25 protein-coding genes are annotated in these 24,029 nt (G+C 62.9%); 14 read left to right on the top strand and 11 right to left on the bottom strand.

Going from position 1 to position 24,029, the window contains the following annotated elements; all coding sequences use genetic code 11:
- Position 1: 1 nt before the first annotated feature.
- Both pdxH and norR read right to left on the bottom strand, forming a co-directional pair.
- Positions 2-649, bottom strand: coding sequence for a pyridoxamine 5'-phosphate oxidase (pdxH, locus tag AD663_RS15235; RefSeq protein WP_053214051.1), 648 nt, complete (start codon positions 647-649; stop codon positions 2-4).
- A gap of 1,152 nt (positions 650-1,801) precedes the next feature.
- Complete coding sequence (gene norR, locus AD663_RS15240; protein ID WP_003182342.1) at positions 1,802-3,334, bottom strand: nitric oxide reductase transcriptional regulator NorR; 1,533 nt, start codon at positions 3,332-3,334, stop codon at positions 1,802-1,804.
- A gap of 159 nt (positions 3,335-3,493) precedes the next feature.
- Between norR and ytfE the strand changes: the two genes are divergently transcribed.
- Complete coding sequence (ytfE, locus tag AD663_RS15245) at positions 3,494-4,168, top strand: iron-sulfur cluster repair protein YtfE (protein WP_003182344.1); 675 nt, start codon at positions 3,494-3,496, stop codon at positions 4,166-4,168.
- Positions 4,169-4,349: 181 nt separating this feature from the next.
- Here ytfE and AD663_RS15250 read toward each other — a convergent pair whose 3' ends face one another.
- Both AD663_RS15250 and AD663_RS15255 read right to left on the bottom strand, forming a co-directional pair.
- Positions 4,350-4,787, bottom strand: coding sequence for a hypothetical protein (locus AD663_RS15250; protein WP_053214052.1), 438 nt, complete (start codon positions 4,785-4,787; stop codon positions 4,350-4,352).
- Between the two features lie 25 nt (positions 4,788-4,812).
- Positions 4,813-6,000 (bottom strand): NnrS family protein, encoded by a 1,188-nt coding sequence (locus tag AD663_RS15255; protein ID WP_053214053.1) that lies wholly within the window; start codon positions 5,998-6,000, stop codon positions 4,813-4,815.
- A gap of 560 nt (positions 6,001-6,560) precedes the next feature.
- On the opposite strand from AD663_RS15255, the gene AD663_RS15260 reads away from it, so the two are divergent.
- Positions 6,561-7,244 carry a Crp/Fnr family transcriptional regulator gene (locus AD663_RS15260; protein WP_003182352.1) on the top strand — a complete coding sequence of 228 codons (684 nt, stop codon included), beginning with the start codon at positions 6,561-6,563 and terminating at the stop codon, positions 7,242-7,244.
- Positions 7,241-7,441, top strand: a complete 201-nt coding sequence (locus tag AD663_RS15265) for a hypothetical protein (RefSeq protein ID WP_003182354.1) — start codon at positions 7,241-7,243, stop codon at positions 7,439-7,441. Before AD663_RS15260 ends, AD663_RS15265 begins: the two co-directional genes overlap by 4 nt.
- Positions 7,442-7,445: 4 nt before the next feature.
- On the opposite strand, the gene AD663_RS15270 is transcribed toward AD663_RS15265, so the two are convergent.
- The 6 genes from AD663_RS15270 to AD663_RS15295 form a co-directional block, all read right to left on the bottom strand.
- Complete coding sequence (locus AD663_RS15270) at positions 7,446-9,284, bottom strand: nitric oxide reductase activation protein NorD (protein WP_003182356.1); 1,839 nt, start codon at positions 9,282-9,284, stop codon at positions 7,446-7,448.
- A gap of 182 nt (positions 9,285-9,466) precedes the next feature.
- Positions 9,467-10,894, bottom strand: a complete 1,428-nt coding sequence (locus AD663_RS15275) for a cbb3-type cytochrome c oxidase subunit I (RefSeq protein ID WP_003182358.1) — start codon at positions 10,892-10,894, stop codon at positions 9,467-9,469.
- A gap of 3 nt (positions 10,895-10,897) precedes the next feature.
- Positions 10,898-11,338, bottom strand: coding sequence for a cytochrome c (locus AD663_RS15280; RefSeq protein ID WP_053214054.1), 441 nt, complete (start codon positions 11,336-11,338; stop codon positions 10,898-10,900).
- Positions 11,339-11,590: 252 nt separating this feature from the next.
- On the bottom strand, positions 11,591-11,848 hold the full coding sequence (locus tag AD663_RS15285; RefSeq protein WP_053214055.1) for a cytochrome C oxidase subunit IV family protein: 258 nt from the start codon (positions 11,846-11,848) through the stop codon (positions 11,591-11,593).
- Positions 11,849-11,860: 12 nt separating this feature from the next.
- On the bottom strand, positions 11,861-12,445 hold the full coding sequence (locus AD663_RS15290; protein ID WP_003182364.1) for a cytochrome c oxidase subunit 3 family protein: 585 nt from the start codon (positions 12,443-12,445) through the stop codon (positions 11,861-11,863).
- On the bottom strand, positions 12,429-13,163 hold the full coding sequence (locus tag AD663_RS15295) for a CbbQ/NirQ/NorQ/GpvN family protein (protein WP_371261191.1): 735 nt from the start codon (positions 13,161-13,163) through the stop codon (positions 12,429-12,431). The genes AD663_RS15290 and AD663_RS15295 overlap by 17 nt, the downstream gene beginning before the upstream one ends.
- Positions 13,164-13,541: 378 nt before the next feature.
- Between AD663_RS15295 and nirS the strand changes: the two genes are divergently transcribed.
- The 11 genes from nirS (at position 13,542) to AD663_RS15355 (ending at position 22,630) form a co-directional block, all read left to right on the top strand.
- Positions 13,542-15,110, top strand: a complete 1,569-nt coding sequence (nirS, locus tag AD663_RS15305; RefSeq protein WP_256217218.1) for a nitrite reductase — start codon at positions 13,542-13,544, stop codon at positions 15,108-15,110.
- 24 nt (positions 15,111-15,134) lie between these two features.
- Entirely contained in the window at positions 15,135-15,443 is a 309-nt protein-coding gene (locus AD663_RS15310) for a c-type cytochrome (RefSeq protein WP_003182369.1), read from the top strand.
- Positions 15,444-15,630: 187 nt separating this feature from the next.
- Positions 15,631-15,960 carry a cytochrome c gene (locus AD663_RS15315; protein ID WP_003182371.1) on the top strand — a complete coding sequence of 110 codons (330 nt, stop codon included), beginning with the start codon at positions 15,631-15,633 and terminating at the stop codon, positions 15,958-15,960.
- Entirely contained in the window at positions 15,957-17,135 is a 1,179-nt protein-coding gene (locus AD663_RS15320; RefSeq protein WP_053214057.1) for a cytochrome D1 domain-containing protein, read from the top strand. Before AD663_RS15315 ends, AD663_RS15320 begins: the two co-directional genes overlap by 4 nt.
- 2 nt (positions 17,136-17,137) lie before the next feature.
- The gene (locus tag AD663_RS15325; protein WP_053214058.1) at positions 17,138-17,596 is read left to right on the top strand and encodes an Lrp/AsnC family transcriptional regulator; all 459 of its coding nucleotides are present in this window, start codon (positions 17,138-17,140) and stop codon (positions 17,594-17,596) included.
- Positions 17,593-18,105 (top strand): Lrp/AsnC family transcriptional regulator, encoded by a 513-nt coding sequence (locus AD663_RS15330; RefSeq protein ID WP_003182377.1) that lies wholly within the window; start codon positions 17,593-17,595, stop codon positions 18,103-18,105. The genes AD663_RS15325 and AD663_RS15330 overlap by 4 nt, the downstream gene beginning before the upstream one ends.
- Complete coding sequence (locus AD663_RS15335) at positions 18,098-18,541, top strand: Lrp/AsnC family transcriptional regulator (protein WP_003182378.1); 444 nt, start codon at positions 18,098-18,100, stop codon at positions 18,539-18,541. The genes AD663_RS15330 and AD663_RS15335 overlap by 8 nt, the downstream gene beginning before the upstream one ends.
- A complete protein-coding gene (locus AD663_RS15340; protein ID WP_053214059.1) occupies positions 18,516-19,049 on the top strand; it encodes an Lrp/AsnC family transcriptional regulator in 534 nt (177 codons plus the stop codon). Before AD663_RS15335 ends, AD663_RS15340 begins: the two co-directional genes overlap by 26 nt.
- Before the next feature lie 27 nt (positions 19,050-19,076).
- Positions 19,077-20,258 (top strand): heme d1 biosynthesis radical SAM protein NirJ, encoded by a 1,182-nt coding sequence (gene nirJ / locus AD663_RS15345; RefSeq protein WP_053214060.1) that lies wholly within the window; start codon positions 19,077-19,079, stop codon positions 20,256-20,258.
- A 36-nt stretch (positions 20,259-20,294) separates the two neighbouring features.
- The gene (gene cobA / locus AD663_RS15350) at positions 20,295-21,137 is read left to right on the top strand and encodes a uroporphyrinogen-III C-methyltransferase (RefSeq protein WP_003182384.1); all 843 of its coding nucleotides are present in this window, start codon (positions 20,295-20,297) and stop codon (positions 21,135-21,137) included.
- Complete coding sequence (locus AD663_RS15355) at positions 21,134-22,630, top strand: nitrite reductase (RefSeq protein WP_053214061.1); 1,497 nt, start codon at positions 21,134-21,136, stop codon at positions 22,628-22,630. Before cobA ends, AD663_RS15355 begins: the two co-directional genes overlap by 4 nt.
- Before the next feature lie 209 nt (positions 22,631-22,839).
- Here the strand turns inward: AD663_RS15355 and AD663_RS15360 are convergent, their stop codons facing one another.
- Complete coding sequence (locus AD663_RS15360; protein WP_003182389.1) at positions 22,840-24,024, bottom strand: porin; 1,185 nt, start codon at positions 24,022-24,024, stop codon at positions 22,840-22,842.
- Between the last annotated feature and the right edge of the window lie 5 nt (positions 24,025-24,029).

Raw genomic sequence — 24,029 nt, forward strand, 5'->3', positions numbered from 1 at the left:
CTCAGGGCGCCAGACGCCTGCGCTGCCAAGCGCCCCCTTGCAGGCGGTAGTCGAGGCGATCATGCAAACGGTCGGCACGGCCTTGCCAGAATTCCAGCCGTTCGGGGCGCAGGCAATAACCGCCCCAATGCGCGGGACGTGGCACGGCTTGATCGGCGAAGCGTTCTTCAGTTTGTGCGAGCAAGGTTTCGAGGGCCGCACGGTTTTCCAGCGAACGGCTTTGTGGCGACGCCCAGGCGCCCAGCCGACTGGCAACCGAACGAGACTCGAAGTACGCGTCGGACAAGCCGGGATCGAGCTTGCTGACCTGCCCTTCGATGCGCACTTGCCGCTCCAGCCCCGGCCAGAAAAACGTCATGGCCGCCCAGGGATTGGCCGCCAGGTCCTGTCCCTTGCCGCTGTCGTAGTTGCCGAAGAATGAAAAACCTTCCTCGCTGAAGCCCTTTAGCAACAGCACTCGGCAATGGGGCCGACCCTGCTCGTCCACGGTGGCCAGGGCCATGCTGTTGGCTTCCACCGGGGGGCTTTCGGTGTCGCGGGCTTGTTGCATCCAGAGGCTGAACAGCGCCAGCGGGTTGTCTGGCGCTTGGGTTTCGTCCAGCCCATCGAGGGCGTATTGGCGGCGCATTTTGGCCAGGGAAAGGGGCATGGCGGTGATCTCCACTAGGGTTTGGCCCAGTGTGGGTTTTGTGGGGTTGGCTGGCCTTGATCGTTGTCAATGCTGAGTCTGGTGGGGAATGGGATCGCGAGCAGCTAATGCTGCTTTTTGGATGGCTTGTGTGTATATCCGTTTCTTCGGTAACGGCTGCTTAGGGTTCCGCCCTTACGGAGGGTCACTTTTGAAAATCCGGAAGCCGGCCCAGGCAAAAGTAACCCAAACGCTTTATGCCCCACCACTTGGTGCCTCGCTAGTGCTCGGCATGCCCTCTCTCCGGCATTGCTCCGTGGGCCCGCCGCGAAGGGTCATCCATGACCCAGCGCGGCTATCCCGGCATCCATGCCGGGATGCCCACTGCGCAATGCCTGCGTTCGGCCAGCGTGGTTAACGGGGCCCCAGATCAAAAGCCTTGGCGAGGCGGCCTTATAGCCGACCTGTTTCTTTGGCCGTACCCCAATCCAACTGTGGGAGCGGGCTTGCTTGCGAAGGCGGCCTTGTTGCCGACTCATTTCTCCCGGCTGTACGTTGATCGAATTGTGGGAGCGAGCCTGCTCGCGAAGGCGGCCGTATGAACACCCACATAGGTTACAAATCAGTTCACGCACATAGGTAACAGTTTTGCTGGCAATTGTTGATTCGGAGGGCCTGACCATGCCGTGGCGAGAGCTGAAACCTATGGATTTGATGTGATATTCATTGCGGATTACCTGCCTAGTCAGCTCAGCTCCAGCCAATTCTGTGCGGCTCGTAGCATCAGCCTCAAGACAGCCATCGCGAGCTTGCTCGCTCCCACAGGGGAACACATTCGCAGAGAAACAGGTCGGCCGTTAGGCCGCCTCGTCGCGGACGTTGATCTCGAGGCGCCCCGTTAACCACGATGGCCGAACGCAGGCATTGCGCAGTGGGCACCTCGGCATGGATGCCGAGGTAGCCGCGCTGGGCCATGGATGGCCCTTCGCGGCGGCCCACGGAGCAATGCCGGAGAGAGGGCATGCCGAGCCTAGGCGAGGCACCAAGTGGTGGGGCAAAAGCGTTTTGCTTACTTTTGCGCTTCTCAAAAGTGAGCCGCCGTCAGGGCGGAACCTTAAGCTGCCGTCACCAAAAAAACGGATATACACACCAACTATGAAGCGAAGCCCCCTCCTATTTAAGCCCCAACCGCCGCGCCAACTTATGCAAATTACTCGGATCCACCTCCAACAACCGCGCCGCCCCCGCCCAGTTCTGCCCGCAGCGTTCCAGGGCCCCGAGGATCGCCCGCCGCTGGCAATCATCAACGGCCTCGCCCAAGGGCAGCACCGGCGTCTCCAATAGTGGCACTGCTTGTTCGGGCAGTGCCTGCATTGAGGTCGCATTGGCATTGACATCCAAGTCGAGCACCTGCGGCTCCAGCGTCATGATCAAGCTGCGACTGGCGCCCCGGCTCAGTTGCTTCAACGCCGCACGACTGATGACGTGCTCCAGCTCCCGCACATTACCCGGCCAGCTATACGCCAACAGCGCCTGTTCGGCGGCCGGTGACAGGCGCAAGCCGCGCAAGCCCAGCCGTGTACGGTTCAGTTCGAGAAAGTGCCCGGCCAGCATCAGCACATCGTGGCCGCGTTCGCGCAGGGGTGGGATCGGCACGGGGTAGACCGAGAGCCGGTGATAGAGGTCCGCGCGAAACAGGCCCTCGCGAATGCTGTCGGGCAGGTGCCGGTTGGTGGCGGCGATGATCCGCACATCGACGTGTAGCGGCTTGTCCGCTCCCAGGCGCTGGATCTCGCCGTTCTGCAGGGTGCGCAGCAATTTGGCCTGCACGCTCAGCGGCAATTCGCCCACCTCGTCGAGAAACAGCGTGCCGCCATTGGCCGCGTCGAAACGCCCGGCGCGGTCGGTGGTTGCTCCGGAAAACGCGCCTTTGACGTGGCCGAACAATTCGCTTTCGGCCAAGGACTCTGGCAGCGCCGCGCAATTGACCTGTACCAAGGGTTTGTGGGCGCGCCGGGACAGGCGATGCAGGCGTCGGGCAAACAATTCCTTGCCGACGCCGGTCTCCCCCAGCAACAACACCGGCAGTTCGGAGTCGGCCAGTACGTCCAGCTCGTTGAGCAATTGTTGCAGCCCCTCGCTGCGCCCGAGGATCTCGCCCTCTTCGGCTGGCAGGCGCAGGTCCGCCGTGTCGCTGCGCGATGCCCGCAGGCTGCGGTTTTCCTGCTCGAGTCGAGTGACACGCACGGCCGCCTCGATCTGCAGCGTGCAGCGCTTGAGTTCCTCCCGGGCGTGACTGTCGAACGTCCCGGCGTGTAACGCATCGAGGGTGATCGCGCCCCACAGCCGGCCTTCCACATACAGGCTCACGCCCATGCAGTCGTGCACCGGCAACGGTTCGCCAATATGGTCATCGAGCAAGCCGTCATAAGGATCCGGCAAGCGGCTGTCGGGCTCGAACCAGGTGGGTTCGCGCGAGGCCATGATCGCCGCCAGGCGCGGATGCTGGGCAATCACGAACCGACGCCCCAGGGCCTCGTGGACCAGGCCGACGGTCGCCACCGGTCGCAGGCTGTCTTCGTCCAGGCGCAACAGCCCTACGGCGCCACTGTTGAAATATTCGCGCAGGGTCTGCACCAGGCGCTGCAACCGCACGGCATTGGGCAGCTCGACGATCAGGTCGGCGGCCAGGCTTTCTCGCAGCATGGTAGTGATGACCCTCCAGGGTTCGTATGACCCTTGGCAACCAGGGTGACAATCACCCTGGCGAAATTTTTATGCTTGATTTTCAGTCAGTTACATTTGGCACGTCGGCTGCAAAACCTACTCATCTGTCCCTGCCGGGATTCAACCCAAGGAAACATGATGAGCCTCGATCTGCTGGAACAAAGCCTCGGCCAACTGGCCTGCGACATTCCCGGTGCCACCCGTACCTTCCATCATTACAACCTCGACTTCTGTTGCGGCGGACAAAAATCCCTGCGCGAAGCCGCCCTGGTTAAAGGCCTGAACCCGCTGCTGATCGCCGATGCCCTGCGCACCCTGCAAGCCGCTGGAGAGTTGGGCCATGACTGGCGCGACGAGCCCCAGGCATTGCTGATCAGCCACATCCTGGAACGCTACCACGCCCGCCATCGCGAACAACTGCCGGAACTCATCCGCCTGGCCCGTCGCGTCGAGCAGGTCCATGGTGCGCGGGCCAGTTGCCCGAACGGCCTGGCCGATCACCTGCAGGACATGTATCAGGAACTCGAAGGCCACATGCTCAAGGAAGAACAAGTGCTGTTCCCGATGCTGCAACAGGGTCTCGGCGAACGGGCCTCGGCGCCGATCCAGGTGCTGCGTTTCGAGCACGACCAGCACGGTGAAGCGCTGGAAACCATGCTCACCCTCACCGACCAGATCACCCCGCCCTCCGACGCCTGCAACACCTGGCGTGCCCTGTATCGCGGGCTGGTGGAGTTCCGTGATGACCTGATGCAGCACATCCACCTGGAAAACAATGTGCTGTTCGTCAATGCGATGAAGCCTGCCCGCTAACCCTCAAGCACTGCCCGCTCCCATAGGGGTGGGCAGTGTTCCCATTTTTTTGCATCACCTCGGTTCAGTGTGGGAGCGGGCTTGCTCGCGAAAGCGTCGTGTCAGGCGACATCAATGCCGGCTGAACCACCGCTTTCGCGAGCAAGCCCGCTCCCACAGGATTGGTGGGGTCTGCTCTTACTCAAAACTGCCAATAGAACATCGCCTTGGCCAAAACCACGATCAGCACCATATGCCCGAGAATACTGCGCCGCAGCCAGCAGGCCCGGCCGGGTGTCAGGCGCCCGCTCTTGAGCCAGTACGCCAGCCACAGGTAATGGCCAATGATGCTCAGGGCCAGCAGGATCTTCAGGCTGAGCAACAAGCCGAAGCTGTTGCTCAACGGTTGGCTCAACGCCCCGCGATGCTGCCAGGCCAGGGCGATGCCGGCGCCGTACAGCAGCAGCACCACGGCGTGCAGCACACGCCGCGAACGCTGGGCGATCGCTTGCTCGGCGGGCTCCCTGACGCCCTGGGCCAGGGGCCGACGGGCTGAATGCCAAATGAACACCTCGAAAAACAGCGTACCAATGAAAGCGATGGCCGCCAGCAGATGGGTGACCAGCAGGATCCCGTACATCAACGCTTACCTCCGTCCCGGTGAATCATCCCGGATGCCCGTCCACCCGGGCCCGTACCAACATCGGCGCGTAGCGCCAGGCGTAGAGCCCGAAGGCCAGGATCCAGCACAGCCCCGCCAGCCACAGCGCGGCCAATGGAAATACCAGAACCAGCCACACGCGGCTCAGGCACGCGAGGTTCAGCAGGATAAACGCCTGGGTCATCCCCCGTGGCGGCTCCAGGGACCGGCCGGTATGGCCCAGCGTCACCCGGGCAATCATCGCCAGGATCAGCCCGGACATGGCCCCGATGGTCAGGCTGTGCACCGCCAGGCTTGGATTCAGCGGCACACCCAAGTGCCACAGCGCCATGCCCAGGCAGGCCAAGGCAAGCCAGGCGTAGGCCAGGTGCAACGACCACAGCAGCGGCACTCGCCACACGCCCCGGTCATGCCAGCGCACCAGCCGAATCCCGTGCCCCACCGTCAGCGCGACGAACAACAGGCCGACCCAGGCATTGGCCGACAGCGCCGTACCGAAGGCATACAACAATGCCACCAGTGCCGATCCCGCCAGCAATAAACGATCGAGCCACGGCCACGGCGCAACGCCCTCGACCCGACCAAGACCGCGCTGAGTGAAGAACGGAATCACCCGCCCGCCGATCAGCCCCATCATCGCCGCCACCAGCCACAGGCCGGTGAGCACGCTTTGGCGCTGCAAACCCTCGTTGTGCTGCAGCAGGCCGTACACCGACAACCCGTCGGCAGCGGCGAGCAACAGCAATACCAGCACAATCGGGTAATTGCGTTTTTGCCGCACACGCCACAAGGTCACGCCCATCAACGCAGCCACCGCCAGGGCGAAGCCCAACTCCAGCGTGGCCAGCAGCGGCCAGGGCGCGTCGACCAACCAGGCCAGCCGCGCGCCCAGCCACAACAGTGCCAATGCCGCGAGGCGCTTGCCGCTGAGCCCCGGGGTGCCCGTCCAGGTCTGCACCGCCGTCAGCAGGAACCCGGCGATGATCGCCAGGCCAAAACCGAACAACAGTTCGTGACGGTGCCAGGCCAACCAGCCGCCTGCCGGCTGCCAGGCCGAGCGCCCCGTGAATGCCAGCAGCCAAAGGGGGATGGTCAGCAGCGCCAAGACGCAGCCTGCCAGGAAGAACGGCCGAAACGCCAGGCGCCACAGCGGCAGGATGGCCATGGCCTTGCGACGGTCAAGCACTTGCATACACCACTCCTTTGCCCTCATCTGGCTCGCCAGCGAGGTACGACAAATCAGGGTTCGAATGATCGGCTATCGGCGCTGGCGAACCTTGTCTCAGATCAAGCCAGCCGGCCTCGGACAGACACTTGCAAAGGGCCTGCCGGAACGGCTTTGGGCTGAGTACCGTTTTTCAACCCTCCCCTTTTTTCCTTGTGGGAGCGGGCTTGCTCGCGAATGCGGTGGCACACCCAATAGCGATGCAAGCTGACACACCGCCTTCGCGAGCAAGCCCGCTCCCACAGGATTCAGGTCTTTTTTACCCTTTCATGGTTTTTATTACCCTAGCAGATCAGGGTCATTTATACCCTGAGACCCGGCAACCTTCGAAATACAAGGCCCGCCGCCCTGGCCCGGCTCTTGCTCAGGCAGGGCACAGACTTTCTCCGCCGGGGTTCCCCATGAAACACGTCGCGCTGCCCTTCACCTGGTTCGTCCTGCTCTCCTGCGTTGTCGCGCTCGCCAGCAGCCTGTCCCTGAGCCTGGTCTGACCCTTTTCCTATTCCTGCCAACACAAGGACCGTCCCATGGTGCTCCACCGTGTCCATCACCAGATTCTGCGCAGCCATCACCTGTTCGAGCCGTTGAACGAAGAACAGCTCGACGAACTGATGAGCAACAGCCAACTGCTGAACATCGACAAGGGCGACCCGCTTTTCCGTCAGGGCGAGCCGGCCCAGGCGTTTTATTTCGTGATTTCCGGGGCCGTGAAAATCTACCGGCTGACCCCGGACGGCCAGGAAAAAGTCTTCGAGGTGATCGGCGAGCGCCAGACGTTCGCCGAAGCGATGATGTTGATGGACACGCCCAACTACGTGGCATCCGCCGAAGCCGTCGGGCCCAGCCAGGTGTATCGCCTGTCCAATGCCACCTACATGCGCCTGCTGCAAAGCAACAGCCGGTTGACGTTTGCCCTGCTCGGCAAGCTGTGCGTGCGCCTGCACCAGCGGGTCAATGAGATTGAAACCCTGTCGCTGAAAAACGCCACCCACCGCGTGGTGCGCTACTTGCTGACGCAACTGGTGCGGCTGCAAACCGTGGACAGCCAGTTCGAACTGCCGATGGCCAAGCAATTGATTGCCGGACACCTGTCGATCCAGCCGGAAACCTTCTCGCGGATCATCCGCCGCCTGATCGATGAAAAGATCATCACCCAGGATGGCCGCCAAATTGCCATTCTTGATCGCCTGCGCCTGGAGCAATTCGAATGAGCGCGCAATCCCTTTGCCTGTACTGCCAACGCGCCAGCCCCGCCGATGAAACCGAATGCAGCCAATGCGGCATGCCGTTGCCCGCCGAAGCGGCGCTGGCCGGTGAACGTCGGTTGCGGCGCTTCACCTGGTTCTGTGTGGGGCTGACGATTTTCTGCATCGGCATGTTTTTCTGGTTGCCCCGCAGCATCGTTTGAGCCCTCAGTCTTGTGTCAACTGGCGGTACAACTGTGGCAGCCGCAACGGCAGCTGTTCGGGCTGGCGGATCAAGGTGTAGCCGTTGGCCCCAAACATGTACGGCAAATAATCCCCCGCTTCACGGTCAATGGTGATGCAAAACGGCGTCAGCCCCTGGCGCCGTGCCTCCAGCACCGCTTGGCGAGTGTCCTCCACGCCATAGCGCCCTTCGTAAAGGTCCAGGTCATTGGGCTTGCCATCGCTGAGCAGCAACAACAATTTGCGCCGCCGCTTGCAGCCTTGCAGCCGCTGCGTGGCCTGGCGGATCGCCGCGCCCATGCGGGTGTAATAACCGGGCTTGAGCCCTTGGATCCGGCCTCGGGTGTGATCGTCATAGCGCTGGCCGAAGGCCTTGAGTTCATGCATCCGCACCTGCTGGCGCCGCAGTGAAGAGAACCCGTACAAGGCGAAATCATCCCCCAGCACCGCCAGGGTTTCACCGAACAGCAGCAGGCTGTCGCGAATCACGTCGATGACGCGATGCTCATCATTGAGGTGGGCGTCGGTGGACATCGACAGATCGGCCAACAGCAAGCAGGCCAAGTCGCGGCGAGTCTGGCGTTGCTCCATGAACAGGCCGCGTTCGCTGCACTGGCCGTGCTGGCGTTCGACGTGAAAATCCAGCCAGGCTTGCAGGTCCAGTTCCGAACCCTGGGTTTGCTGGCGCAGCCATTGGCGATCATTGCGCAGGTGTTCGAACTGGCGGCGCAGGCGCTGGGCCGAGCTGCGCAGGCGTGCGGGCAATGGCTGAGGCTGACAATCGCGGGGGACAAACGTCTGCACGCTGACGAAATCGTCCTGCAGTCGTTGCTTGCGGTAGTCCCATTCCGGCAAGTGGATGCCCTCGCCCAAGGGGATGTCATCGACATCGGCCGGCGGCAGGTCCAGGTGCAGCTTCAAGCCGCCGCCCTTGCGCAGGCGGGTGCGCGACAAGGTCAACTGGTCCAGGTCTTCGGCGACGCGGGCGGCGTCCGGGTCTTCGCTGTCGTCCGCCCAGCGATCCAGGTCCACGTGTTCGGTCCAGCTGAACAGGTTCTCCAGGCGCACGATCAACAATCCACCGTCGCGGGTGGTTTCGTCGATGCGTTCAGCGCGCTTGCGACCGCCCTGCTGCTCACCCGGCGGTGTCGCCAGGTACTGTTCGGATTCCTCCAGGTCCGCGGCCTGGGGGTTGGCGAGATGTTGGGGTGGGTATAGCCACAACGGCAACGGCCAGGCCGCCCGCTCGCTGCGCGAGAAATGCTCGACACTGCCCGGCTCGCGTAGCGCTTGGCACAGCGCGCGCTCCAGAGCCGCTTCGGCCGGGTTGAGGGTGGCTGGGTCAGGGCGCAGGGACAGGTGCGCGTCCACCAGCCGCCGATAACGAGGGCGCATGGCCGGGTAGCGGTGCAGCACGGTTTGGGTCCACCGTTGATTGTCCCGCCCCCAGTGCGTCATCGGGCCAGACTGTGCGGCCAGCAACGCCAGCCAGCGATACAACTCTGCGTTGAGATCGACATCGGGAAACGCCGCCAGGCTCGCCGGCAGGCGCAGGTTATCGGCATCGCACCAGGCCAAGGGCACTTGCTTGCAGGTGCCGGCGATCTGCTGCAGCAGGTTGCGGCGCAACAACAGGTCGCGGTCGCTGACCGCTTCCACCCCCAGGTGAGGCGCACCGCCAGTGGCGCGAAACAGCACCTGCAATGAGCGTTGCCGGGGCACCAGCTCGACCCGGGCCTCAGGAAAATCAGCACTGGCCCGGCGGGTGATGAAACGGTGCCAGACACTGCCGACCCATTCTTCCAGCTCCAGGGTGAATGCCATGGTTATTCTCCTCTTAAGCCGAACCCATTGTGGCGAGGGGATTTATCCCCGCTGGGCTGCGAAACAGCCCCAATATGTCCGCTACTGCGGTGTATCAGACAGGATGTAGGGGGCCCGCTTCGCGCCCCAACGGGGATAAATCCCCTCACCACAAATGAGTTCGGCTCAGTCGCTGTGGTGACTCACGACGGCACCACCGCCGCCGGTGCACGCAGGGCCGCGCGGCCACGCTGACGGAAGCTGAACAGGTAGCAGAGCAGCCCGGCCAGGAAACCGACGCCGCTGACCAGTCGAGCCCAGAACAGCGGCTTCAAGTGATCCACCGTCGCCATGAACGGCAAGGCACTGCCATCCGTCATCCAGCGTTGCAGCCACACCTGGACCACACCGGCTGCGGTGAGGAACAAGGTGATCATCACCATCGACAGGGTCATCAACCAGAAACCCCAGATCTCCAGGCGCTGCGAGCGTTCATCGGCGGCTTCGCCCAAACCACGCAAGCGCGGCATGGCGTAGCTGATCAGCGTCATCACGATCATTGCGTAGGCCCCGTAGAAGGCCAGGTGACCGTGGGCCGCGGTCAGTTGCGAACCGTGGGTGTAGTAGTTGACCGGTGCCAGGGTGTGCAGGAAACCCCAGACGCCCGCGCCGAAGAACGCGGTGACCGTGGTGCCCTTGGCCCACAACGTGGCGGCGCGGTTCGGGTGCTGTCGACGACGGTTTTTCACCATGCTGAAGGCGAAGATCACCATCGCCAGGAACGGCAGCGGCTCCATCGCCGAGAAAATCGAGCCGACCCACAACCAGACCTCGGGCGCGCCGATCCAGAAGAAGTGGTGACCGGTGCCGATGATCCCGGTGATCAACGCCATTGCGATGATCACGTAGAGCCATTTTTCCACCACTTCGCGGTCCACACCGGTGATCTTGATCAGGACGAAGGCGAGCATCGAACCCATGATCAGTTCCCAGACGCCTTCGACCCAAAGATGCACCACCCACCACCAGTAGAACTTGTCGCGGGCGAGGTTCGAGGGGTTGTAGAAAGAGAACAGGAAGAACACCGCCAAGCCGATCAGCCCGGTCATCATCACCATGCTGACGGTGGTCTTGCGGCCCTTGAGCATGGTCATGCCGATGTTGTAGAGAAACCCCAGGCACACCACCACGATGCCCATTTTGGTGATGGTCGGTTGTTCGAGAAACTCGCGGCCCATGGTCGGCAGCAGGTCGTTGCCGGTGAACTTCGCCAGCGTCGCATACGGCACCGAGAGGTAACCCAGGATCGTCGCCACACCCGCGGCGGCGAACACCCAGAACAGCACCAGCGCCAGTTTCGGGCTGTGCAGTTCGCGGTCGGCTTCCTCCGGGATCAGGTAATAGGCTGCGCCCATGAAGCCGAACAACAGCCAGACGATCAGCAGGTTGGTGTGGACCATGCGGGCCACGTTGAAGGGGATCAGCGGGAACAGAAAGTCGCCGATCACGTATTGCAGGCCCATGATCAAACCGAACAATACCTGGCCCAGGAACAGCATCAGGGCAAACACGAAGTACGGTTTGGCAACGGCCTGCGAGGCGAATTTCAGATGCGGATTAGCCATGCTCATCTCTCAGCCCTCCTTGTTTGGCGGCCAGCCATTGGTGTTGATTTTCGAGCTCCACTTGAGGAACTCGGCGATGTCGTCGACTTCCTGCTTGCTCAGGTTGAACTGCGGCATGGCCCGACGGCCCGGAACGTTCAACGGCTGCATTTTCATCCAGGCGTGCAGGAACGGTTTGAAGGCTTCCTCGCCGCCACGGCGGTTGACCACGTTGCCCAGCTCCGGCGCAAAGTAAGCGCCCTCGCCCAGCAGCGTGTGGCAGCCGATGCAGTTGTTACGCTCCCAGACGCCCTTGCCGCGAATCACCGACTCGGTCAATTGCGCCTGGTTGCTGCGTTCCGGAAAGGTCTGTTCCGTGTGGTAGGTCAGGGCCAGGAATATCAGGAAAAAGAAGATGCTTCCCCCGAAATAAATATTCCTGGCCATGCCTTTGGTGAAGGTATCTGACATGGTCACTTCCTCATTGCTTGGCGTGTCCATTCTAGGAAGCGAGGGGTCCGGAACCGCTTGATGGCGATCAAGAATCTCCGATGGTTTTGCTGGGTTGTTCCTGCAGCACCGATCCCCCGTGGCGAGGGAGCTTGCTCCCGCTGGGGCGCGAAGCACCCTCAAAACCTGCCGGCACGGTATTTCAGGTAAAAGGAGGTTGTTGCGGTTGGGGCTGCTGCGCAGCCCAGCGGGAGCAAGCTCCCTCGCCACCGGTTATGTGCCTGACAGGAGTGCCGAGGCAATCAGTACCGCCAGCAGCACCGCCCAGCTCAAAACCAGCCCGCGCCACAAGCGCGGCGCGTGACGCAGTTCCATGAAGCCGTCGGCGATCAGCCAGGCCTTGGTCACCGCGACCGTCACTATGGCCATGGAAATCAACTCCGTGCCCGCGACCCGCCCCAGCGCCACGGTGCCCGTACTGAGCAGTGTCAACGCCGCCCAGCAGACGATCAGGTGATGGGAAACCGACATGTGCACCTCAGCTCAATCGAGGATGTAGACCAACGGAAACAACAACACCCAGATCAGATCCACCATGTGCCAATACAGCACGCCGGATTCCAACCCGCTGCATCGCTGCGAATCATGACGACGACGCCGGCAACCCTCGGCCAGCCAGCCGAGGATCACCATGCCCAGCAGCACGTGCAGGAAATGAAACCCCGTAAGGATCCAGTACAAGGTGAAGAAGGTGTTGTGCTCCATCCCCAGGCCGCTCGCCAACAGATGGGCGTACTCGGTGAGCTTGATCCCCACGTAGCCCGACGCAAGCACCAACGCCACGCACAGCAACAGCGCGGCTCGACGCGGTCGGTCTTGCCGGATTTGCTCTTGAGCCAACGCTGCGAACAGGCCGGCAGTGAGCAGGCTGAGGGTCATCGCCAGGCCCGTGGAACGATCCAGCAACTGTCGGCCTTCGCTGAACACCTGCGGATGCAGCGCCTGGGCGACGGTGAACGCGAGGATCAGCAACGCGAACACCGACAGCTCGGCGAGGATGAAGAACCACATCGCCAAATCCCCCGGCAAGCGCCGGAGCGTGGTCGCGGTGTCAGCCGAAATGGACATCGACTACGTCCATCAGCGCAGCCACAGTCTGCGGATCGTCACTCAACGGCTCGGCCAGGCACGCCAGGCAGGCTTGGCGCGGGTCCATGCCGGAGCCGATCATACGCGCGGCGAAAATCAGCAGGCGCGTGGAGGCCACTTCCTCCAGGTCGTGCTGATCGAGCCGGCGCAGCGCCTGCCCAAGCCGCACGATCTGGGCGGCCAAGGCCATGTCGACGCCAGCCTCGCGGGCGACGATGCGCTCTTCATCGGTCACCGCAGGATAACCAAAGCGCAGCGCCACAAAGCGCTGGCGAGTGCTCGGTTTCATACCCTTGAGCAGGTTCTGGTAACCGGGGTTGTACGACACCACCAGCATGAACGACGGCGGCGCCTGCAGGACTTCGCCGGTGCGTTCCAAATACAACTGCCGGCGATCATCGGCCAGTGGATGCAGCACCACGGCGGTGTCCTGGCGCGCTTCGACCACTTCGTCCAGATAACAGATCCCGCCCTCGCGCACCGCCCGGGTCAAGGGCCCGTCCTGCCACCAAGTACCCTGGGCACCGATCAGGTGCCGACCCACCAGGTCGGCGGCGCTCAAATCATCGTGGCAGGCCACGGTGTACAGCGGCAATTTCAAGCGGTGGGCCATGTGCTGGACAAAACGGGTCTTGCCGCAGCCGGTCGGGCCTTTGATCAGCACCGGCATGCCGTGATGCCAGGCCTGTTCGAACATCGCCTGTTCATTGTCCTGGGGTTGATAAAAGGGTTCGTCCGGATGCTGCAAGGAGTGGATAGCGTTCATGGCAAGGCCCGATCAGACAACACGATTGGCGGTCAAGCTACGGCGCCCTGCGACAACCTGGCAAGGGCGGCGGCCGGCAAACTTGATCGCCGTCAAGCGGCTAACCACAGGCCTGGGCATAGCCTTGCACCGCACCAAGAACCTGCGCGCCGAACACCAATTAAAGCGCAGCGCGGATCACGCCTGAGGAGAAATGGAATGCTGATCAGCCACAAAAAATCGTGGACCTTGAGGGTCGCGGCGCTGTGTACAGCGCTGGCCGCACCCTACGCTTTCGCCGACAAAACCCATGAGCCAGAACACTCGCGCATGGTCAAAACCGAAGGCGCGCCGGACCTGAGCCAGGCCGACTTCGACGCGGCAAAGGAAATCTACTTCCAGCGCTGCGCGGGTTGCCATGGTGTATTGCGCAAGGGCGCCACCGGTAAACCGCTGACCCCCGACATCACCCAGAGTCGCGGCCAGGCCTATCTCGAAGCACTGATCACCTACGGTTCCGCCGCCGGAATGCCGAACTGGGGCACCTCCAACGCCCTGACCAAAGACCAGATCACGGTGATGGCCAAGTTCATCCAGCACACCCCGCCGACGCCGCCGGAATGGGGCATGGCCGAAACCCTCAAGACCTGGAAAGTCCTGGTCAAGCCCGAGGACCGGCCGACCAAGCAGCTCAACACCCTCAACCTGCAAAACCTGTTCTCGGTGACCCTGCGCGACGACGGCAAGATTGCCCTGATCGATGGCGACAGCAAGAAGATCGTCAAGCTGATCGACACCGGTTACGCCGTGCATATCTCGCGCATTTCCGCATCGGGCCGCTACCTGCTGGTGATCGGCCGGGACGCCAAGATCGACATGATCGACCTGTGGCCCAAAGAGCCGACCAAGGTCGCCGAAATCAAGGTAGGCATCGAAGCCCGTTCGGTGGAGACGTCAAAATTCAAGGGCTACGAAGACAAGTACACCATCGCCGGTTCGTACTGGCCGCCGCAGTTCACCATCATGGACGGCGAAACCCTGGAGCCCAAGCAGATCGTCTCGACCCGCGGCATGACCGTCGACACCCAGCAATACCATCCCGAGCCTCGCGTCGCGGCGATCATTGCCTCCCACGAATGGCCGGAGTTCATCGTCAACGTCAAGGAAACCGGCAAGGTGATGCTGGTCAATTACCAGGACATCAAGAACCTCACCATCACCAATATCGACGCCGCGCCATTCCTACATGACGGCGGTTGGGACAGCAGCCATCGCTACTTCATGACGGCGGCCAACAACTCCAACAAAGTCGCGGTGATCGACTCCAAGGAACGCAAACTCACCGCCCTGGTGGACGTTGGCAAGACCCCGCACCCAGGGCGCGGTGCCAACTTCAACCATCCACTCTACGGGCCCGTCTGGGCCACCAGCCACTTGGGTGACGCCGGGGTTTCGCTGATCGGTACCGACCCGGTCAATCATCCGCAATACGCCTGGAAGCAGGTTGGCTCGCTCCAGGGCCAGGGCGGCGGCTCACTGTTCATCAAGACTCACCCTCAATCCCGACACTTGTATGTCGACACCACCCTCAGCCCCGATGCCAAGCTCAGCCAATCAGTGGCGGTGTTCGACATCGACAAGCTCGACGCCGGCTACACCGTGCTGCCGATTGCCGAATACGCGGGAATCAAGAAAGGCGCGATGCGCGTGGTGCAGCCGGAATACAACAAGGCCGGCGATGAGGTCTGGTTCTCGGTCTGGAGTGGCCAGGAAGACGAGTCGGCGCTGGTGGTGATCGACGACAAGACCCTCAAGGTGAAGAACGTGATCAAGGACAAACGCCTGATCACCCCGACCGGAAAATTCAACGTTTACAACACCCAACACGACATCTATTGAGCCCCATCAATAAGAGGAAAAACCATGAAGCCTATTCTGATCGCCTTGGCCCTGACGGCTGCCTACAGCCTACCGGCGCTGGCACAAGACGGCCCGACGCTGTTCAAGAGCAAGCCCTGCGCGGCCTGTCACTCCATCGATACCAAGGTCGTTGGCCCGGCGCTCAAGGACGTCGCGGCGAAAAACGCCAGTGTCCCTGGTGCACAGGATTTACTCGCCAAGCACATCAAGGAAGGTACGCAAGGCAACTGGGGGCCGATGCCGATGCCGGCCAACCCCGTGACGGAAGAAGAAGCCAAGATCCTCGCGGCGTGGGTCTTGACCCTTAAATAAACCCAGGCAGGACCTGCCTGACACAAACCCCGTGGCGAGGGAGCTTGCTCCCGCTGGGCTGCGCAGCAGCCCCCTGGTTTTGCCTGACACACTGAGTCGTCAGGTTGCTATTGGGACTGCTTCGCAGCCCAGCGGGAGCAAGCTCCCTCGCCACAGGACCGCGCAGCACTTTGATTCAGGAGGCGTCATGGAACGACACAGCTCAACAACCTTGATGACGGCCCTCCTCCTCGTCTTTTCGTCCTGCGTGCTGGCCGCTCCCGGCCACCAGCGCCAGGCCCAACTGCAACACCTGCTCGAACAGGACTGTGGCGCCTGCCACGGCCTGCACATGACCGGCGGCCTCGGCCCACCCCTGACCTTTGACGCCCTCGCCGGAAAATCCCGCGACAGCCTCATCGCCACCGTCACCCTCGGGCGGCCCGGCAGCGCCATGCCCGGTTGGGCGCCGCTGCTCGATCCCGACGATATCCGCTGGCTGGTGGACCGGCTCCTTCAAGGAAAACCCGCCTCATGATCCGCTCTATCCTGTCCTGTACCGCCATCGCCCTGTTGCTGTCGGCGTGTGCGCAAACACCGCTACGTGGCACCGGTGACCTGGGTGTCGTGGTGGAACGCGCCACCGGCAGCCTGCAAATCATCGAAAGCGACAACCGCACCGCCCTGGCCCGTGTCGAAGGGTTGGGCGACCTGTCCCACGCTTCGGTGGTGTTCTCCCGCGACCAGCGCTACGCCTATGTGTTTGGCCGCGACGGTGGCTTGAGCAAGGTCGACTTGCTGACGGCGCGCATCGAACGGCGCATCCTCCAGGGCGGCAACAGCATCGGCGGTGCGATCAGCCAGGACGGCAAACTGATCGCCGTGTCCAACTACGAGCCCGGCGGCGTCAAGGTGTTCGATGCCCAGAGCCTGGATCAGGTCGCCGACATCCCCGCCACACCATTGCCCGACGGCCAGAAACGTTCACGGGTGGTGGGTCTGGTGGATGCGCCGGGACAACGCTTCGTGTTCAGCCTGTTCGATACCGGTGAGATCTGGACCGCCGACTTCAGCCAAGGCCACACACCGCGCATCGACCGTTTCACCGGCATCGGCCAGCAACCCTATGACGCGCTGATCACCCCGGACGGACGCTATTACATGGCTGGGCTGTTTGGCGAAGACGGCATGGCGCAACTCGACCTCTGGCACCCGGAGCGTGGCGTGAAACGCGTGCTCGGGCATTACGGACGCGGCCAGGCCAGGCTGCCGGTGTACAAGATGCCCCATCTGGAAGGCTGGGCCCTGGCCGATGAGCAAGCCTTCGTCCCTGCGGTCGGCCACCACCAGGTATTGGTGATGAACGCTCGCACCTGGCAACTGACTGACGCCATCGCCGTGGCCGGCCAGCCGGTATTCGTCACCGCGCGCCCGGATGGCCGGCAGCTGTGGGTCAACTTCGCCTACCCGGACAACGACCGCGTCCAGGTCATCGACACGCAAACCCACGCCATCGTCGCGGACCTGCGACCCGGGCCGGCGGTGCTGCACATGGAGTTCACCGCACGAGGCGACCAGCTATGGCTGTCGGCCCGGGACGGCGGTGAAGTCCAGGTCTGGAACCCCTACACGCTGCAGCGCCTGAGCACGCTGCCGGCCATGAGCCCCAGCGGCATTTTCTTCAGCAGCCGTGCGCACAAACCGGGGTACTGACCATGACCGCAAGCTCGCTGGCCCGCCGCCTGATCGATCAATTCCAGCACGGCATGCCGCTGTGCGCCGAACCCTACCAGGTCATGGCCGATGCGTTGGGTTGCAGCGAAGCCCAGGTGCTCGACTGTCTGCAACATCTGCAGGTGGCCGGGACCCTGTCGCGAGTCGGCCCGGTGTTCGAGCACACCCGGGCCGGTTCCAGCACCCTGGCTGCCCTGGCGGTGCCCGAGGAGCGCTTGCATCAAGTGGCGGCGCGCGTCAGCCAGTACCCGGAAGTCAATCACAACTATGCCCGCGAACATCGCTACAACCTCTGGTTCGTGTTGACCGGCCCCAACCGCGCCCACCTGGACGCCATTCTCCAGGAGCTGGAACACGACACCGGCCTCACACCGCTGGACCTGCCCATGCTGACGGCCTATCGCATCGACCTGGGCTTTGCCCTGGAGCCCACCCCATGAATATCGCCCTGAGTGAACAACAATCCCTGGCACTGCGCCGGCTGCTGGAGGCAGGCCTGCCCCTGGCGCCTCGCCCCTTCCAGGTCCTGGCCGAGCAGATCGATGCCAGCGAACCGCAGGTGCTGGAGCAGGTTCGGCTCTGGCAGGAACAGGGACTGTTCCGCCGCGTCGGCCTGGTGGTCAATCATCGCGCGCTGGGGTTTGCCGCCAACGCCATGCTGGTGCTGGACGTGCCGGATGCCCTGGTCGATGAAGTCGGCCGCCGTCTCGGCCAGGCCCCGGGCATCAGCCTTTGCTACCAACGCCCGCGACGTTTGCCTCAGTGGCAATTCAACCTGTTCTGCATGATCCACGGCCGCCAGCGTGACCGCGTCGAAGCCCAGGTCCAGGAACTGCTCGAACAGCATTTGCTCGATGACCTGCCCCACCAATTGCTGTTCAGCACGCATTTGTTCAAGCAATGCGGCGGACGCTTCGCCCCACCGACCGGAGCCCGCGTTCATGGATGATCTCGACCGACGCCTGATCAATCGCCTGCAACTGGGCCTGCCATTGGTACGTCAGCCTTGGCAGGCGTTGGCCGAAGAACTGGACAGCAACAGTAGCGACCTGCTCGACCGCCTGCATGAGCTGCTCAACGACGGCGTGCTCACCCGCTTCGGCCCGATGTTCGACATCGACCGCCTCGGCGGCGCGTTCACCCTGGCGGCGCTGGCCGTGCCCGAACCGTGTTTCGAGGCCGTCGCCGAGCAGCTCGCGGACATGCCCGAGGTGGCCCACAACTACCGCCGCGAGCACGCTTGGAACATGTGGTTCGTACTCGCCTGCCCCAGCGAACAGGCGATCAGCGACACCTTGCTGCGCATCGAACGGCTGACTGGCCTGGTGCCGCTGAACCTGCCCAAAGAGGAGACCTACCATGTCGGCCTGTATTTCCCTGTCTGAGCCTTTGCCGCAAGCGCCGGCGCCGGAGGAAACGTCCCTGGCACTGCGGCTGATCGAACTGACCCAGGCCGGCCTGCCCTTGCTCGAGGATCCCTGGGCCTGGCTCGGCGAACAACTGGACCTGAGCGTGGAGTCGACCCTCGACCTGCTCAAGCGCTTGCAGGCCGAAGGCGCGATCCGTCGTATCGCCGCCGTCCCCAACCATTATCGCCTCGGCTATCGCCACAACGGCATGACGGTCTGGGACGTGACCGACGCCGACATGCCGCGCCTCGGCGCCCTGCTCGGCGCGCAGCCCTTCGTCAGCCATTGCTATCGGCGTCCGCGCCGGCCTGGCTGGCGCTACAACCTGTTCGCCATGGTCCATGGCCGCAGCCGCGAAGAGATCGACTGCTATCGCGAACACCTGCGTTACCTGCTGGGGGACGCCTGCGCCGCCGAAGACATGCTGGTGAGCAGCCGCATCCTGAAAAAAACCGGCCTGCGCCTGTCGCCATCCTTGCGCTGAACCGCACGCCGACCGAAGGAGCGCTTTATGTTGAGGATCAGCCACTACCTGCGAGCCCTGGCCGGCCATTGCCCCGCCCCGCGCGTCGCGCCACCGGGCAGCACACGGCCACCCGTGGTGATCTGGAACCTGCTCAGGCGTTGCAACCTGACCTGCAAGCACTGCTACGCCACCTCGGCCGACAGCGTGTTTCGCGACGAACTGGACACACCGGCGGCGCTTCAAGTCATCGACGATTTGCATGACGCCGGGGTGCGCGTGCTGATCCTGTCCGGCGGCGAACCGTTGCTGCGCGAGGACCTGTTCCAGCTCAGTGCCCATGCCCGTGACAAAGGCTTTTTCCTCGCCTTGTCCACCAACGGCACGCTGATCGACACGAGCAACATCGCGCAGATCGACGCAGCCCGCTTTGACTACGTGGGCATCAGCATCGATGGCCTGGAGGCGACCCACGACGCGTTCCGTCAGCTCAAGGGCAGTTTCGCCAGCTCCATGGCGGCCATCCGGCTCTGCCGCGAGCGAGGGATTCGCGTCGGCTTGCGCACCACCCTCACCCAGCAGAACCATGCCCAGTTGCCACAGTTGCTGGACTTGATGACTGAATACGATGTGCAGAAATTCTATCTGTCGCACCTCAACTACAGCGGCCGTGGCAAGCGCAGTCGCAAGCTCGATGCTCACCAGCAGATGAGCCGCGAGGCCATGAACCTGATTTTCGAGCGGGCCTGGCACGACATCGAACAGGGCCGCGACAGTGATTTCGTCAGCGGCAACAACGACGCCGATGCGATCTTGCTGCTGCAATGGGTCGCCCGCCGATTGCCCCAACACTACGCCGCATTGGAGCAGATGCTGCGCGCCTGGGGCGGCAATGCTTCGGGCAGCGGCATCGCCAACATCGACAACACCGGCGAGGTCCACCCCGACACCTATTGGTGGCAGCACTCGGTGGGCAATGTCCGCCGGACCCCGTTCAAGACCCTCTGGCTGGAGCGCCCCGACGCCCTGCTGCAAAAACTGCGTGAACACCCACGGGCCGTGAACGGCCGCTGTGGTCAATGCCGCTGGTTGGCGATCTGTAACGGCAACACCCGCACCCGAGCCTGGGCCGACGGCGATCTCTGGGGCCAGGATCCCGGCTGTCACCTCAGCGATGAAGAGATTGGCTTGCACGCGATCACCAGCGTTGCAGTGCCCTGTGCCCGCTAACCGACGGTGAATCTGATCCCGAACCAAGGAAGCCCCATGCCTGCCCCTCTCGTTTTGCCCGCTGCCCTGCAATCATCTTTAAGACCGGGTGAAGTCGCCTTGGTCGGTGCCGGCCCCGGTGATCCGGGCCTGCTGACATTGCGCGCCTGGAGCCTGTTGGTGCAGGCCGATGCGGTGGTCTACGACCGCTTGATCAGCCCGCAATTGCTTAGCCTGATTCCGCTGACGTGCGCCCGGCATTACGTCGGCAAGGCCGCTGGTTGCCACAGCCTGCCCCAGCCACAAATCAATGAACTCTTGGCCGACCTGGCCGACCTGGGGCAACGGGTGGTGCGGCTCAAGGGCGGCGATCCGTTCATTTTCGGCCGTGGCGCTGAAGAACTGGAGTATCTACTGGCTCGCGGCATCGATTGCCAAGTGGTGCCCGGCATCACCGCCGCAGCCGGTTGCAGCACTTATGCGGGCATTCCCCTGACCCATCGTGACCTGGTCAATTCCTGTCGGTTCATCACCGGTCATCTGCAACGCGAAGGCGACTTGAGCTTGCCGTGGCAAAGCCTGGCGGATGACAGCCAAACCCTGGTGTTCTACATGGGGCTGTCGAACCTGGGCACCATTGCTGCGCGGCTGATGGAAGCGGGCCTGGCCGCGGATACCCCGGCGGCGTTGATCAGCAACGGCACACGTCCCGACCAGCAGGTGCTGCGTGGCACCCTCGAACACCTGACGGACATGGCACGGGCATGCCCCGAGGGCCTGCCGACCTTGACCGTGATTGGCAAGGTGGTCGGTTTGTTCGCCGATCAGGCGCTGCAACATCCCGCGCGGCTGCATGCCACCGTCCAGGCCCAACCTGGAATCTCGAAGGTGGCGTCATGAGGCGCTGGTGGCTCACTCCGTTTTTGTGGATCTGCACTGTGCAGGGTGCCGTGGCGACAACGCCCGACCCGGACCCTGCCGAGCGCGACTACCAGCAACACTGCCAGCAATGCCATGGCGTCAACCGTATCGGCGGCACCGGCCCGGCGCTGTTGCCCCAGAGCCTGAGCAGGATCAAGCCTGCCGAAGTCCGCCAGGTGATCGAAAACGGTCGGCCAGCCAGTCAGATGGCGGCGTTCGGCGCGGTGCTTGAGCCCGCGCAGATCGATGCGCTGGCGTTGTACTTGCAGCGTCCCCTTGCCGTCGAGCCGACCTGGAATGAAGACGACATTCGCCACAGTCATCGTGTGTTGGCGGATGTCGCCACCCTGCCCGACACACCCCAGCACACCGCCGATCCGCTGAACCTGTTCGTGGTGGTGGAGGCTGGCGATCATCACATCGATGTCGTCGACGGCGACCGCTTCGAGGTGATCGCGCGGTTCGCCTCGCATTTCGCGGTGCATGGTGGGCCGAAATTTTCACCAGACGGGCGCTTCGTCTACCTGGCCTCCCGGGATGGCTGGATCAGCCTGTACGACTTGCACAACCTCAAGCTCATCGCCGAAGTGCGGGCCGGCCTCAACACCCGCAACCTGGCGGTGAGCAAGGACGGCCGCTGGGTGCTGGTGGGCAACTACCTGCCCGGCAATCTGGCGGTGCTGGATGCCCGTGATCTGTCGCTGGTCAAGACCATCGCGACGGTGGGCCAGGACGGCCAGGCTTCGCGGGTCAGTGCGGTGTATACCGCGCCGCCGCGCAACAGCTTTATCGTCGCGCTGAAGGACGTCAAGGAGGTCTGGGAACTGTCCACCGTGCCGAACCCGGACTTCGTGCCGAGGCGAATCGAGGCCGAGGACTACCTCGATGATTTTTCCTTCTCGCCGGATTATCGACAGCTGCTCGCGACCTCGCGCAAGGCCCAGGGCGGGCAAGTGATCGACCTCGACAGCGGGCGAATCGTCACCGACATCGCGCTGCCGGGTATGCCCCACCTGGGCTCCGGTACTTACTGGAAGCGCGACGGACACTGGGTGTTCGCAACGCCGAATATCAGCAAGGGGCTGATCTCGGTGATCGACTTCAATACGTGGAAAGTCATCAAGCAGATCCCCACGCTCGGCCCGGGGTTCTTCCTGCGCAGCCACGTCAACTCCCGCTACGCCTGGACCGACGTGTTTTTTGGCCCGGACAATGATGCCATCCACCTGATCGACAAACAGACCCTGGAAATCGCCCACACCCTGCGCCCCATGCCCGGTAAGACCGCCGCCCACGTCGAGTTCACTCGGGATGGCCGCTACCTGTTGCTGAGCATCTGGGACACTGACGGCGCATTGATCGTCTACGACAGCAATACCCTTGAGGAGATCAAGCGCCTGCCCATGAACAAGCCTTCGGGCAAGTACAACGTCGGGAACAAGATCGAGTTCGCCGAGGGGACGTCACACTGAAAAAAGGGGCTGATGCGCAGCCCCCAATATCAAATCAGTCTCGGGGCCGCTTCGCGCCCCAGCGGGAGCAAGCTCCCTCGCCACAGGATTGCATCCGTACTCAAAAATGAAGTCGAACACTGCCCTCGTGGCGAGGGAGCTTGCTCCCGCTGGGTTGCGCAGCAGCTCCAAAAACCGACCTGACACGCCTCAGTTGAAGGGGGTCACCGTTACCAGGTGAGCACCGCCCCCACCGCGAAGGTATCGGTGTCTTCATTCTGGGCGCTGGTATCGTGGCCGTTGATTTCGAACTGGTTGTACTCGGCCACGAGCTTGAGGTTGTCGTTGACGTCATGGAACAGCGCGATGCCACGGGTTTCATAATCGGCACCACTGCCCACCACGCCGTTGCCGTCGTCATCGGTCTTGCCGTAGGACAGCGCCAGGCGGTTCTTGCCCAGCTTGTACGAACCCTGCAGCAGGTAGCCCTTGCTGTCGACATTGCGCAACGTCGCTTCCCCGGCGTTGTTGGTAAAGAACGGGTTGATGCCCTTGGCCTGGAACCCGGAGCCGGTGAGCGACAGCCCGCCCATCTTCGCCTGCACGCCATAACCGAGGCCTTTGGACGTTACCGATTCAACCGTGGAGTCGGTGTTGTCCGAGGTCTGGTAGCTGCCGTTCAGCCAGCTGTAGATCTTCGCCCCGCCCAGGTCGAACTGGTAGGTGATCTCGCTCTCCGTGCGCGGATTTTCCTGGTAGGCCTTGCCGGTGGCGCTGTTGTCGTTGGTGTCCACCGGGTCCATGATCCCCACCGCCACGCGCAAGCCGTCCATCACGGGCGTGCGATAGGTGATTTGCGAGGTGGGGAACGGATACGGATAACCGCTGCCAATGTTGCCGAACGAGACACCTCCGCCGTCCACCAACCCCAGGGTGTCGCTGACCTGACCGTAACCGGCCAGCAATTCGTCAAGCAGGATGTTGGAGCGAGCGAACAGGCCGAAGTCCTTACCGATCAGCACCTCGCCCCACTCCGGGTTGGCAACGGTGCCGTAGAACTGCCGCACGTCGATGGCCGTGTCGGTGCCATTGGTTTCGCTGTCGTTGATGGTCACCCAGAACGAGGCCCGGGCGCCGAGCTTGAGGTCATCGACCTGCTTGCCCATGTTGAAGCCCAGGTAGTTGGGCAAGAACCCCATCTTCACCCGTGCCTGCCGGCGGTCGTACTGCTCCCCGGCCCGGTCCACATCGCTGTTGACGTAGAAGGCGTTGATATAGCCGTCGGTGGAAAAGGTGGTCTGGTCCTTGTCGTACAGCATGATTTCGGCGTGGGCCCAAGGCGTCACGCCCAGGGTTGAAAGACTGGCGATGACCGCAGGCAAAAGAAGCTGGCGGGTATTTTTATTGTTGTGCATGGCGC

Source organism: Pseudomonas sp. Q12-87 (genome assembly GCF_001269755.1).
Taxonomy (GTDB): Bacteria; Pseudomonadota; Gammaproteobacteria; order Pseudomonadales; family Pseudomonadaceae; genus Aquipseudomonas; species Aquipseudomonas fluorescens_S.

What these genes read in the sequence shown, in the direction of transcription:
- ytfE (WP_003182344.1), top strand. Translation starts at nt 3,494, where the DNA reads ATGAGCCTCGATCTGCTGGAACAAAGCCTCGGCCAACTGGCCTGCGAC.
- AD663_RS15355 (WP_053214061.1), top strand. Translation starts at nt 21,134, where the DNA reads ATGAGGCGCTGGTGGCTCACTCCGTTTTTGTGGATCTGCACTGTGCAG.
- AD663_RS15295 (WP_371261191.1), bottom strand. Translation starts at nt 13,163, where the DNA reads ATGTTCGAACAGGCCTGGCATCACGGCATGCCGGTGCTGATCAAAGGC.
- AD663_RS15325 (WP_053214058.1), top strand. Translation starts at nt 17,138, where the DNA reads ATGACCGCAAGCTCGCTGGCCCGCCGCCTGATCGATCAATTCCAGCAC.
- AD663_RS15330 (WP_003182377.1), top strand. Translation starts at nt 17,593, where the DNA reads ATGAATATCGCCCTGAGTGAACAACAATCCCTGGCACTGCGCCGGCTG.
- AD663_RS15320 (WP_053214057.1), top strand. Translation starts at nt 15,957, where the DNA reads ATGATCCGCTCTATCCTGTCCTGTACCGCCATCGCCCTGTTGCTGTCG.
- AD663_RS15250 (WP_053214052.1), bottom strand. Translation starts at nt 4,787, where the DNA reads ATGTACGGGATCCTGCTGGTCACCCATCTGCTGGCGGCCATCGCTTTC.
- norR (WP_003182342.1), bottom strand. Translation starts at nt 3,334, where the DNA reads ATGCTGCGAGAAAGCCTGGCCGCCGACCTGATCGTCGAGCTGCCCAAT.
- pdxH (WP_053214051.1), bottom strand. Translation starts at nt 649, where the DNA reads ATGCCCCTTTCCCTGGCCAAAATGCGCCGCCAATACGCCCTCGATGGG.
- nirS (WP_256217218.1), top strand. Translation starts at nt 13,542, where the DNA reads ATGGTCAAAACCGAAGGCGCGCCGGACCTGAGCCAGGCCGACTTCGAC.
- AD663_RS15275 (WP_003182358.1), bottom strand. Translation starts at nt 10,894, where the DNA reads ATGAGCATGGCTAATCCGCATCTGAAATTCGCCTCGCAGGCCGTTGCC.
- AD663_RS15255 (WP_053214053.1), bottom strand. Translation starts at nt 6,000, where the DNA reads ATGCAAGTGCTTGACCGTCGCAAGGCCATGGCCATCCTGCCGCTGTGG.
- AD663_RS15335 (WP_003182378.1), top strand. Translation starts at nt 18,098, where the DNA reads ATGGATGATCTCGACCGACGCCTGATCAATCGCCTGCAACTGGGCCTG.
- AD663_RS15340 (WP_053214059.1), top strand. Translation starts at nt 18,516, where the DNA reads ATGTCGGCCTGTATTTCCCTGTCTGAGCCTTTGCCGCAAGCGCCGGCG.
- AD663_RS15315 (WP_003182371.1), top strand. Translation starts at nt 15,631, where the DNA reads ATGGAACGACACAGCTCAACAACCTTGATGACGGCCCTCCTCCTCGTC.
- cobA (WP_003182384.1), top strand. Translation starts at nt 20,295, where the DNA reads ATGCCTGCCCCTCTCGTTTTGCCCGCTGCCCTGCAATCATCTTTAAGA.
- AD663_RS15290 (WP_003182364.1), bottom strand. Translation starts at nt 12,445, where the DNA reads ATGTCCATTTCGGCTGACACCGCGACCACGCTCCGGCGCTTGCCGGGG.
- AD663_RS15260 (WP_003182352.1), top strand. Translation starts at nt 6,561, where the DNA reads ATGGTGCTCCACCGTGTCCATCACCAGATTCTGCGCAGCCATCACCTG.
- AD663_RS15280 (WP_053214054.1), bottom strand. Translation starts at nt 11,338, where the DNA reads ATGTCAGATACCTTCACCAAAGGCATGGCCAGGAATATTTATTTCGGG.
- AD663_RS15285 (WP_053214055.1), bottom strand. Translation starts at nt 11,848, where the DNA reads ATGTCGGTTTCCCATCACCTGATCGTCTGCTGGGCGGCGTTGACACTG.
- AD663_RS15310 (WP_003182369.1), top strand. Translation starts at nt 15,135, where the DNA reads ATGAAGCCTATTCTGATCGCCTTGGCCCTGACGGCTGCCTACAGCCTA.
- nirJ (WP_053214060.1), top strand. Translation starts at nt 19,077, where the DNA reads ATGTTGAGGATCAGCCACTACCTGCGAGCCCTGGCCGGCCATTGCCCC.
- AD663_RS15270 (WP_003182356.1), bottom strand. Translation starts at nt 9,284, where the DNA reads ATGGCATTCACCCTGGAGCTGGAAGAATGGGTCGGCAGTGTCTGGCAC.
- AD663_RS15265 (WP_003182354.1), top strand. Translation starts at nt 7,241, where the DNA reads ATGAGCGCGCAATCCCTTTGCCTGTACTGCCAACGCGCCAGCCCCGCC.
- AD663_RS15360 (WP_003182389.1), bottom strand. Translation starts at nt 24,024, where the DNA reads ATGCACAACAATAAAAATACCCGCCAGCTTCTTTTGCCTGCGGTCATC.